This window comes from Crossiella sp. CA198, from assembly GCF_052078295.1.
In the GTDB taxonomy this organism is placed as follows: domain Bacteria; phylum Actinomycetota; class Actinomycetes; order Mycobacteriales; family Pseudonocardiaceae; genus Crossiella.
In genome coordinates this window covers 480366-490916 of sequence record NZ_JBQJIM010000002.1, presented here as the reverse complement: position 1 = coordinate 490916, position 10551 = coordinate 480366, and the positions used below count along the sequence as shown (strand labels likewise).

Annotated in this window: 9 protein-coding genes and 1 tRNA gene; 2 read left to right on the top strand and 8 right to left on the bottom strand. The window is 70.5% G+C overall.

What is annotated here, in order from left to right; translation table 11 throughout:
- Window positions 1-292: 292 nt before the first annotated feature.
- Both ACTOWY_RS04895 and orn read right to left on the bottom strand, forming a co-directional pair.
- Window positions 293-365, bottom strand: a tRNA-His gene (locus ACTOWY_RS04895).
- A 66-nt stretch (window positions 366-431) separates the two neighbouring features.
- On the bottom strand, window positions 432-1052 hold the full coding sequence (gene orn, locus ACTOWY_RS04890; protein WP_441308384.1) for an oligoribonuclease: 621 nt from the start codon (window positions 1050-1052) through the stop codon (window positions 432-434).
- A gap of 118 nt (window positions 1053-1170) precedes the next feature.
- Here orn and ACTOWY_RS04885 point away from each other — a divergent pair, with 118 nt between their 5' ends.
- Entirely contained in the window at window positions 1171-2703 is a 1533-nt protein-coding gene (locus ACTOWY_RS04885; RefSeq protein ID WP_441308383.1) for a helicase HerA-like domain-containing protein, read from the top strand.
- Here the strand turns inward: ACTOWY_RS04885 and ACTOWY_RS04880 are convergent.
- From ACTOWY_RS04880 to ACTOWY_RS04855, 6 genes are all read right to left on the bottom strand, one after another.
- Window positions 2700-4304: a PH domain-containing protein gene (locus ACTOWY_RS04880; protein ID WP_441308382.1), complete on the bottom strand. Its 1605-nt coding sequence runs from the start codon at window positions 4302-4304 to the stop codon at window positions 2700-2702. The genes ACTOWY_RS04885 and ACTOWY_RS04880 overlap by 4 nt on opposite strands.
- A complete protein-coding gene (locus ACTOWY_RS04875) occupies window positions 4301-4822 on the bottom strand; it encodes a PH domain-containing protein (RefSeq protein ID WP_441308381.1) in 522 nt (173 codons plus the stop codon). The genes ACTOWY_RS04880 and ACTOWY_RS04875 overlap by 4 nt, the downstream gene beginning before the upstream one ends.
- A gap of 249 nt (window positions 4823-5071) precedes the next feature.
- A complete protein-coding gene (locus ACTOWY_RS04870) occupies window positions 5072-6706 on the bottom strand; it encodes an AMP-binding protein (protein ID WP_441308380.1) in 1635 nt (544 codons plus the stop codon).
- A gap of 22 nt (window positions 6707-6728) precedes the next feature.
- Entirely contained in the window at window positions 6729-8633 is a 1905-nt protein-coding gene (locus ACTOWY_RS04865; protein ID WP_441308379.1) for an SDR family oxidoreductase, read from the bottom strand.
- 78 nt (window positions 8634-8711) lie between these two features.
- A complete protein-coding gene (locus tag ACTOWY_RS04860; protein WP_441308378.1) occupies window positions 8712-9080 on the bottom strand; it encodes a hypothetical protein in 369 nt (122 codons plus the stop codon).
- Between the two features lie 2 nt (window positions 9081-9082).
- The gene (locus ACTOWY_RS04855) at window positions 9083-9283 is read right to left on the bottom strand and encodes a hypothetical protein (RefSeq protein WP_185002021.1); all 201 of its coding nucleotides are present in this window, start codon (window positions 9281-9283) and stop codon (window positions 9083-9085) included.
- Between the two features lie 168 nt (window positions 9284-9451).
- On the opposite strand from ACTOWY_RS04855, the gene sph reads away from it, so the two are divergent.
- Window positions 9452-10405: a sphingomyelin phosphodiesterase gene (gene sph / locus ACTOWY_RS04850; protein ID WP_441308377.1), complete on the top strand. Its 954-nt coding sequence runs from the start codon at window positions 9452-9454 to the stop codon at window positions 10403-10405.
- The last annotated feature ends 146 nt before the right edge of the window (window positions 10406-10551 follow it).

Here is a 10551-nt window from a genome sequence, read left to right as displayed (position 1 = left end):
GGCCACTGGCACGCCAGCGTCGATCATCCTCAGCAGCGTGTCACGGTGCTGGTGAAGGTCCTCCGAAAACGACATGGTCGTTGCAACCCCTCAGATCGAGGTGTTGCAACGACCACGTGAACCCGCCCCACCGGCGCGGGGCCCTTCGCACACAAGAGGGATACCCAACCCACCCACGCTGGTTCAGCACCGCCCGCACCGTGGGGGTCCGGGGGCTCGGCCCCCGGGTTCAATGACGAAAACGCGAAACCCCCCTCTCAAGCGAAGCGAGAGAGAGGGGGGTCCCAGAGCGGGTGAGTGACGGGACTTGAACCCGCGACATCTCGGACCACAACCGAGTGCTCTACCAGCTGAGCTACACCCACCATGTGCTGCTCACCGTTGCCGGTGAGCGGTACGGAGACATACTAGCGTGCCGGTGCCACAAGATTCTAATCGGCTGCCTTCTTGGGGCGTTGGGCCTGGAGAGCGCGGGCGGCGGCGTGGGTTTGCTCGGTGGTCGGGCCGGGCTGCGGGACGAAGACGGTGCGGCGGTAGTAGGCGAGTTCGGTGATCGACTCGCGGATGTCGGCGAGGGCGCGATGGGCCAGGCCCTTGGCAGGCTGGCCGTAGTAGACCTTCGGGTACCAGCGCCGGGCGAGTTCCTTGATACTGGAGACGTCCACCATGCGGTAGTGCAGGTGGGCGTCGAGCAGGTGCATGTCCCTGGCGATGAAGCCGCGGTCGGTGGCGATGGAGTTGCCAGCCAGCGGCGCGGAGCGCATCTCGGGCACGTACTCCTTGATGTAGTCCAGCACCTGGCGCTCGGCCTCGGCCAGGGTCACCGTGGAGCGCCGGACCTCTTCGGTGAGGCCGGAGCGGGCGTGCATGTCGCGCACGACGTCCGGCATGCTGTCCAGCACCTCGTCGGCGGCGTGGATCACGATGTCCACCCCGTCACCGAGGATGTTGAGGTCCGCGTCGGTGACCAAAGCGGCAATCTCGATGAGGGCGTCCTTGCTGAGGTCCAGCCCGGTCATCTCACAGTCGATCCACACTAGACGGTCTGTCACCCGGGTGAGCCTATCCCGCGACGGCGCGTCACACTCCCGTGGCGCACAGCAGGTCGGCGGCCTTTTTCCGTCTTACCCTCGTTCGGCGGGCACGGCGCCCGGTCTGGAGGAGGTCGGGATGGCCGAGCAGGCACGCGAGATCGCCGCCGGGTACGCCTCGGACGGCGCGGCGCTCGAACTGGGCGCGGTAGTCATCGGCGGTACCGCCGACGCGCAGGCACCCGTCCGCCTCCCCCTGGCCACCCTCAACCGCCACGGCCTGGTCGCGGGCGCGACTGGCACCGGCAAAACCAAAACCCTCCAGCTCATCGCCGAACAACTCTCCGCCGCCGGCGTCCCGGTCCTCATGGCCGACATCAAAGGCGACCTCTCCGGCCTGGCCAGACCCGGCGAAAGCAGCGACAAGGTGACCAAGAGAGCCACCGAACTCGCCGAGGACTGGCAGCCCACCGCCTGCCCGGTCCAGTTCCTCTCCATCGGCTCCGGCGGCCTCGGCGTCCCGGTCCGCGCCACCATCACCGGCTTCGGCCCGATCCTGCTGAGCAAGGTCCTCGGCCTCAACGAGACCCAGGAATCCACCCTCGGCCTGATCTTCCACTGGGCCGACTCCCAGGGCCTGGCGCTGCTCGACATCAAGGACCTGCGCTCGGTCATCCAGCACCTGACCAGCGACGAAGGCAAGGCGGACCTCTCCGGCATCGGCGGCGTCTCCAGCTCAACCGCCGGGGTGATCCTGCGCGCCCTGGTCAACCTGGAGTCCCAGGGCGGCGACACCTTCTTCGGCGAACCCGAACTCGACGTCGCCGACCTGATGCGCCAGGCCGACGGCCGCGCCGTGATCAACCTGCTCGAAATCGGCGATCAGCAGACCAGGCCCGCCTTGTTCTCCACCTTCCTCATGTGGCTGCTCGCCGAACTCTTCGAGCACCTCCCCGAAGAGGGTGACCTGGACAAACCCAAGCTGGTGTTCTTCTTCGACGAGGCGCACCTGCTCTTCGACGGCGCGTCCAAGGCGTTCGTGGAGCGGATCACCCAGACGGTCAAACTGATCCGGTCCAAGGGTGTCGGCGTGTTCTTCTGCACCCAGCTGCCCACCGACCTGCCCAACCCGGTGCTCTCCCAGCTTGGCGCGCGCATCCAGCACGCCCTGCGCGCCTTCACCCCCGACGACGCCAAGGCCCTGGCCCAGACGGTCAAGACCTACCCGCGCACCCCGCACTACGAGCTGGGCGAGGCGCTGACCTCGCTCGGCATCGGCGAGGCCATCGTCACCGTGCTCTCCGAACGCGGCGCGCCCACCCCGGTGGCCTGGACCCGGCTGCGCCCGCCGCGTTCGCTGATGGACACCATCGGCCCGGAGGCGATCGCGCAGGCGGCCAGGGACAGCGAGCTGCATGCCCGCTACGCCGAGACCATCGACCGCGAATCCGCCTACGAGAAGCTCACCGCCAAGGTCTCCGGCACCGAAGCGCCGCAGGCGGAAAACGAAGCCGGGCAGCCTCGCCAGGAACCGCCAGCGAAGGCCGGGCCCGGCCTGGTCGAGCAGGTGCTCGGCAACTCCGCGGTGAAGTCCTTCCTGCGCTCGGCGGCCAGCGCGCTGGGCCGGGAGATCACCCGAGGGATGTTCGGGACCGCCCGGCGCCGCCGCTAGCCGCGTTCCAGGAACGGGGTGAGCAGCTCCGGCACGGCCGCCTCGGCCAGCTCCAGCCCGTCGTTCTGGTCCACGTACTGCACCTCGTACACCCCGCCGGAGGTGGCGCTGGTCGCGCCGACGGTGAGCATGTGCGCGCGCCGCTGCAGGATGCTCTGCCTGATCCGCCAGCCGATGATGCCGGTGCGCTGCAGCACCACGGTGTTGCGCAGTACCGAACCGGACCGGCTCACCAGGTACTTCTCGGTCAGCGCGTGGCCGAGGTTGCGGTACTCGTCCCAGCTGATCAGCAGCACCACCGGGATCAGCGCCAGCGCGGCCTGCCACGGCCAGTCCGGGAAGATGTCCTGCCAGGCCAGCACGGCCAGCCCGCCGATGATCACCGGTAGCACCACGAAGTCCCACAGCATCAGCCTGCGCAGCGCGGCCCTGGGGTGCTTGCGCAGCGGGATGGCGGTCGGCGCGGGGTCGACCTCCAGGATCTCGGCGACCACCCGGTGCGCCTCGGCGACGGGGGCGGGCGGCAGCAGCATGCCGCTGTCCTGCCCGGTGCCCAGCCCGGTGGCCACCGCCTTCACCGTGGCGCCCCTGACCTGGCGCAGCAGCAGCTGCTCGTGCAGCTCCACGCCCTTGATCCGCTTCTCCTCGATGGTCACCGAGCGCAGCGTGAGCAGGCCGTAGGCCACGTGCACGGTGCCGTCGTCGCGGCGGGTCAGCTTGTAGTTCCAGTACGAGAGCACGTAGACGACCAGCGAGCCGAGCACGGCCAGCACCAGCAGCACGCCCAGCGCGAGCGCGATCACCAGCGCGATCGGGGTGTGCCGGATCCAGCCCAGCAGCGCCTCGGCGACCGGCAGGTGCGCCACGTCGATGTTGAGGGTGCGGGCCAGCCAGGCCCCGGCCGCGCCGAGCGCGCCGACCGCGATCAGGCCGAACAGGGTGAACGGGGCGAAGCGCAGCCACTTCGGGTCGAGCTTGGTCAGCACCCGCTCGGACTCCGCGGCCGCGGGCTCGGCGGACTCGGCGACCGAACCGTCCGGGCGCACCGGCGGCAGCCCCTCGGTGCTGGTCACCGGCGCGGGCAGCCTGCGCAGCAGCAGTGCGCGCAGCCGGTCCGCCTCGGCGTGGTCGATCGCGTCCAGGGACAGCTCGTCCTCGGTGCCCTGGTCCTGGCGGCCGGTGCCGATCTTGACCACGGAGAGTCCGAAGATCCGGTGGAAGACGTCCGCGGTGGCGTCCACGGTGCGCAGCCGGTCCCTGGCCACCGAGCGTTCCTTCTTGAACACCAGGCCGGTGTGCAGCTCCACGTGGGTGGAGGTGACCCGGTAGCGGGTGGTGTACCAGCGCAGCACGCCGAAGACGATCAGCGCCACCGCGGCGGTGATGCCGATGCCCATCTCGATCCAGCTCAGCCCGGAGAACCCGCGCACCACCAGCAGCAGGAAGGCCACCCCGAGCAGGCCGGCGATCTCGGAGAGCGGGGCGACCACCACGGTCCGCTTGTGCAGCCGCTGCCAGTCCTGCTCCACCACCACCGCGTCCGGGGCCTCCGGCGCGACCGCGAAGCCGTCCACTTCGGACGGACGTGCCTCCTGGCTCATGTCGCGTCACCCTGGGTCGCCTCGGTGATCGCGGTGAGCCGGTCGACCAGCGCGGCGGCCACGTCCTTGTCCAGGCCGACGATCTTGAGCGCGCCCGCGGCGGAGGCCGTGGTCACGGTGACCGTGGACAGCCCGAGCGCGCGCTGCAGCGGGCCGCGTTCGGTGTCCACCGTCTGCACCCTGGACAGCGGCGCGATCCGCCACTCCCTGGTGATCCAGCCGGTCTGGGTGTAGACGGCCTGGTCGGTGGTCTCCCAGCGGTGCCAGCGGTAGCGCACCCTCGGCCCGACGATCAGGTCCAGGACCGCCCAGACCACGATGACCACCGCGGCCAGCGACCACCAGAGGGTCACGCCCCAGATCAGGTAGGACACCAGCAGGGCGATGAGGGCGAACACCCAGAGGATGACGCTCTGCAGCGCCCACCAGGTCTTGGCCTGCGGGCTGACCTGGTTGGCAGGCTCGCGCAGCCGCAGCTGCAGGCGATCAGGGGTGTTCGGAGTTGATGCCACGTTCACAGGGGCAACTGTGCCCCAGTTGGCAGGGCGATGCCATGCGTTCCGCGGCGAGCCCGACTTTGGACAAGCGGGCGCCGACTTTCGTGAGGCGCGGCAGGGTGGTACTCATCGGGGGATCACCCTGCCGCGCCGACCGGCCGGTCCGCCGGGCCTCGGGGGGCAACGACCCGGCCTAGCCGGACCGACCGGAGTTCTTGATCAACTACCAGTCTGCCCGGTGTGCCCGGGGTCACCACGCGCGGGGGTGGGTCAGCCCGGCCGGGGCAGCTCGCGCTTGAGCACCTTGCCGGTGGCGTTGCGCGGCAAGGCTTCCAGGAACACCACGTCGCGGGGCACGCAGTGCCGGGCCAGGTTGGCCTTAACTAGGTCCTGCACCCCGGCGGCGTCCAGTTCGGCCTGTTCGTCGAGCACCACGTAGGCGGCCAGCCGCTGGCCGAACTCCCGGTCCGGCACGCCAAGCACGGCCACCTCGCGTACCTGCGGCTGCCGGGCGAGCAGGTCCTCGACCTCGCGCGGGTACACGTTCTCGCCGCCGGAGACGATCATGTCGTCGTCCCGGCCCGCGACGAACAACCGGCCTGCCGGGTCCAGGTAGCCCACGTCGCCGGTGCTCATCATGCCGTCGCGGACCTCCTTGGATTTGCCGTTGGTGTAGCCGTCGAAGAGCAGCCCGTTGGCCACGAAGATCCGGCCGGTCCCGCCGGGCGGCACCGGTTCGCCCGCCTCGTCCAGGATGGCCAGCCGGGTGCCCAGCGGCGGCCTGCCCGCGGTGGCAGGCGCGGCGGCCAGCTCGGCCGGGGTGGCCACGCTGACCCAGGAGACCTCGGTGGAGCCGTAGAGGTTGTAGAGCACCGGGCCGAACTCGCGCTGGAACTCCACCGCCAGCGCGCCGGGCAGGGTGGACCCGCTGGAGGCCACGATCCGCAGCTCGGCCGGGTGGTGCTCGCGCAGCACTTCACGGGGCAGTTCCAGGATGCGTCGCAGCATCACCGGAACCGCGAACAGCACCGCGCACCGGTGCCGGGCCAGTGCCTGCACGGTGGACTCCGGGTCGAACCGGCGTTGCAGCACCAGCGGGCTGCCCAGCAGCATGCCCAGCTGCAACGCGGCCAGGCCCCAGGTGTGGAACAGCGGCGCGGCCACCAGCACCCGCTGGCCGTAGCGCAGCGGGATCTTGGACAGCAGGGTGGAGGCGGTGAACAGCCCGTGCACCTCGGGTCGCCGGGCGCCCTTGGGGGTGCCGGTGGTGCCGGAGGTCAGCACGATCACCCGCCCGTGCGCCGAGGGCGCCGGGAGTTCGGTGGCCGGCGAGGCGGCGATCAGTGATTCCACCGTCTCGCTGCGGGTTTTCTCATCCGGCCAGGCGGTCACCCGGCGCACCCCGCGCGGGGCCTTGGCCAGCAGCGGCCGGAACTCCGCGTCGGCCACCACCAGGCTGATCTCCTCATCCCGCAGCACCGCGCCGATCTGGGCCGCGGACGCGCCGGTGTTGAGCAGCACCAGGTGCGCGCCGAGTTTGCCCGCGGCCACCATGGACTCGATCAGGCCGCGGTGGTTGCGGCAGAGCACGGCCAGGGTGTCGCCGGTGCTCAGGCCCAGTCCGGCCAGGCCGTGCGCCAGCCGGGTGCTGCGGGTGTCCACCTCGGCCCAGGTCAGGGTGCCCAGCTCGTCGATGATGGCCGGGGCGTCCGGATGCCTGCCCGCACCGACCGCGTAGCCGCCGGGCAGGGTCAGCGACCAGCGGCGCAGTGCCTGGGCCATGGTGTAGAGCCGGTCGGGGCGGATCGGCATGACGAGTCCGGTGCGGGCCAGCACGAGCAGTCCGAGCAGGCTGACGCCGCATTGACCGAGTAGTCGGCGGGCGGTGGCGACCACGGTGGTCACGCTCAACTCCTTCGGCGGGGGGTTAGACCGCTCCCAGCCGGTAGACCAGGCTCATCATCCGGTCCACCGCCTTGGGGGCGAGGGCGTAGGCGGTGGCGAAGGCGGTGCCCAGCGGCAGGGTCACCCTGGTGGGGCGCCTGGTCAGCGCGGTGAGCACCAGTTCGGCGGCGCGTTGCGGGGAGGCCGCGGGCAGTCGCCGGTAGACCTTGGTCGGTTCGATCATCGGGGTGCGCACCAGCGGCATGTGCACGGTGGTGAAGGTGATCCCGTTGCCGTGCGCCTCCGCGCTGGCCACCCTGGTGAAGGCGTCCAGCGCGGCCTTGGAGGCCAGGTAGGCGGCGAAGCGCGGGGTGCCGACCTGGGTGCCCTGGGTGGAGATGTTGACGATGTGGCCGAAGCGGCGCCGGGTCATGTGCGGCAGCAGGCCGAGGATGAGCCGCACCGGGGCGTGGTAGTTGATCGCCATGGTGCGCTCGAAGTCGTGCTGCCGGTCGGTGGAGCGCAGCAGCGAGCGGCGGATGGACCGGCCGGCGTTGTTGACCAGCATGTCCACTGCCTCGTGCTGGGCCAGCACGTCCTTGAGCATGGCCCGCACGGCCTCGGGATCGGTGAGGTCGCAGGGGTAGGCGTACGCGGTGCCGCCGGCGGCGATGATCTCCGCGCGCACCTCGGCCAGTTCCTCGGCACGGCGGGCCACCAGTAGCGGGATCCCGCCGTGCCGGGCCACCTCAAGGGCGGTGGCCCGGCCGATGCCGGAGGAGGCGCCGGTGACCATCACGGTGCGCCCGCCCAGCTCGCCCCCGGACCGGGGACGGCGGGCCCGGTCCGGGTCGAGGTGCTCGGACCAGTAGCGCCACAGCGTGTCCGCGTACTCGCGCAGCTCAGGTACCCGCAGCCCGCTGCCGGCCAGCGCGCCCTGAGTGGCGCCGGAGTCGAAGGTGGCGGTCAGGGTCAGGTGCGGCAGGGCCGCCGCTGGCACGCCGAGCCACTCGAACAGCAGCGCGGAGCCAGGGACGCGTTCCGCGGTCCGGCTCAGCGCGCGCAGGCCCCGGTCGCTGAGCGCGCGCAGCGGTGCGGAGGCGGTGTGCGGCAAGGAGAACGCCATCGTTGGCGCGCCGGCGGCCGCGGCGAAGGCGTTGTAGACCTCGGTGACCGGCTGCGGGCGCGGGGAGGTCAGGTGGAAGGTCCGGCCGGGTGGGTGCGCGGCGTGCGCGAGGTGGTCGATGGCGTCGGCCACGTAGTCCACCGGGACCACGTTGGTCGCGCCGATGTCCGCCCCGGCCAGCGGCAACCGCCTGGGCAGTTTGGCCAGCCTGGCGAAGGTGGGGAAGAAGAAGTAGGGCCCGTCGATCTTGTCGATCTCGCCGGTCCGGGAGTCGCCGACCACCACCGCGGGCCGGTAGATCCGCCAGGGCACGGCGTGCTGGGAGCGCACGAGCTGCTCCGCGGCGAACTTGGTCGCGTGGTACGGCGAGGCGAAGTGCTGGCCGAGGTCGAAGTCCTCCTCGGTGAACACGCCGCGGTGCTCACCGGCCACCGCCACCGAGGACACGTGGTGCAGCCAGCGCACGCCGAGCGCTTCGGCCAGCTCGACCACGCGGCGGGTGCCGTCCACGTTGACCTCGGTGTTGTGCTCCTCGGATGCGGTCAGGTCGTAGACCGCGCCCAGGTGCAGCAGGTGATCGACGCCGTCGGAGAGCCGCAGCAGGTCCGCGGCGCCCAGTCCCAGCCCGTCCTCGGCCAGGTCGCCGAGCACCGGCATGACCAGCTCGCGCCGCGGCCAGCGGGCCGCGATCCGCTCCAGCTTGTCCTGCGACGCCGGTCTGACCAGCACGTATACCCGGTCGCAGGTGTCACGTGCCAGCAGTCGCGCAACCAGCTGGCTGCCCAGGAACCCGGTCGCCCCGGTAACGAAGTAGGTGCTCACCGCCACCTCCCTGGCGGTGATTCTGACACTACCTACTCGTGAGTAGCTAGTCCCAGCCGGACATTGGTCCGTTTCTGATCACACCCGGACTTCCAGCACCCGCCCCGTCCAGGCCTCTACCTGAACCGTTTCCACCGGCGTGAACCCAGCCCGCACGTAGTACTGCACGAGCGCTCCGCCGCCCCCCGCCCAGCAGTCAACCCGAACCTTCGCCAGTCCCAGTCCCGCGGCCTCATCCCGCTCGGCGACCCGCAACGCACCCGCCGCGCCCCACCCACGCACCTGCTGCACCCGCTGCGGAATGGCGGAGAACGGCGCCGTGCCCCACTGCCCCGTGTGGCCGCGTTCGGTCAGCCAGCGCACCGCGTCGTCGAAGAGCGCGAGCATGGTGTCCGCGTCCCTGACCGTGCCGCGCCGCACGGTCAGTCGCCCCCTGGTCTCTGACATCACTACTCCGTAGTCACCGCCGCGTAGATGGCCGCCTCCCGCAGGGCGGCCCGCAATCGTCCTACCTCCAGGGGTTCGAGCACAGCGGCTTCGCCAGGCGGCGCGACGATCACGACCGAGCCCTGCTTGACGAACACGGTCAGCTCACGCCGCCGCCCAGCCACGTCTCGGCACCACACCTGCCACTCCCGTCGGACAACCACGGCCCCCGACCTCCAGCCTTGCCGTCTCACGTCCAAGGACGCTCGCGGAACCGGGACGTCTCGGGTTGCGCTTCGTGACGCACGTTCGCGCAGGTTTTCCGTTTCGTTGGTCCACTTGACCGATGGAGGTATCGACAGTGTGACGCTGCACGCTCATTCTTGGTTCCCATGCGAACCCGAACGCTACTCACGTTCGTGCTGGTCCTGGGCGTCACAGCCCTGCTGACCCCGGTGGCCCAGGCCCAGCAGCAGTTCCCCAGGGTCGCCAGCCACAACGTCTTCCTGTTCTCCAAACTCATCTATCCCAACTGGGGCCAGGACCACCGCGCAGACCTGATCGACTCCCAGGGCGTCCTGGCCAACCAGGACGTGGTGGTCCTGCAGGAAGCCTTCGACAACGCCGCCTCCGACCGCCTGTTCGCCAACCTGTCCGACAGCTACCCGCACCGAACCCCGGTGGTAGGCCGGAGCAAGGCAGGCTGGGACGTGACCCGGGGCGACTACACCGACCTGTACCCCGAGGACGGCGGCGTGGCCATCCTCAGCCGCTGGCCCATCGCCGAGCGGGTCCAGCACGTCTACAAACCCAAGTGCGGCACGGACAGCTTCTCCGCCAAGGGCTTCGCCTACACCAGGATCAACTCCCCCAGCGGACCCCTGCATGTCCTGGGCACGCACCTCCAGGCCGACGACGGCGGCTGCAACGGCAAGGCCCCGTCAGTCCGCGCGGGTCAGCTGGCCGAACTGGCCGCCTACGTCCGGGAGCGCAACATCCCGGCGAGTGAACCGGTGATCGTGGCCGGGGACCTCAACGTCAACCTGGGCACCCCCGAGTACACCGCCGCCCTGGGCACGCTGAACGCCCGCGACCCGGAACGGCACACCGGTCACCCGTACTCCTACGACCCGCAAACCAACTCGATCGCCAAGAACCGCGACGCCGCCAGCCCCCGTCAGCGCCTGGACTACATCCTGCTGCTGAACGGCCACGCGGGCCCCACCACCTGGATCAACGACACCCGCGAACTCCACTCCCCGCAGTGGACGATCGAATCCTGGGGCAAAAAGGAGACCTACACCGACTACTCCGACCACTACCCGATCTTCGCCACCGCCGGCTAACCCCCGGGGGGACCACCGTCGGTCGAGTTGGCCAAACTCGTACGCCCACTTGGGCCAACTACCCGTACGAGTTTGGCCAACTCGACGTACGGCAACGACTTTTGGGGGCACCCGACTGAGTGGACTCCGGGTGCTGGCCTTGCCGG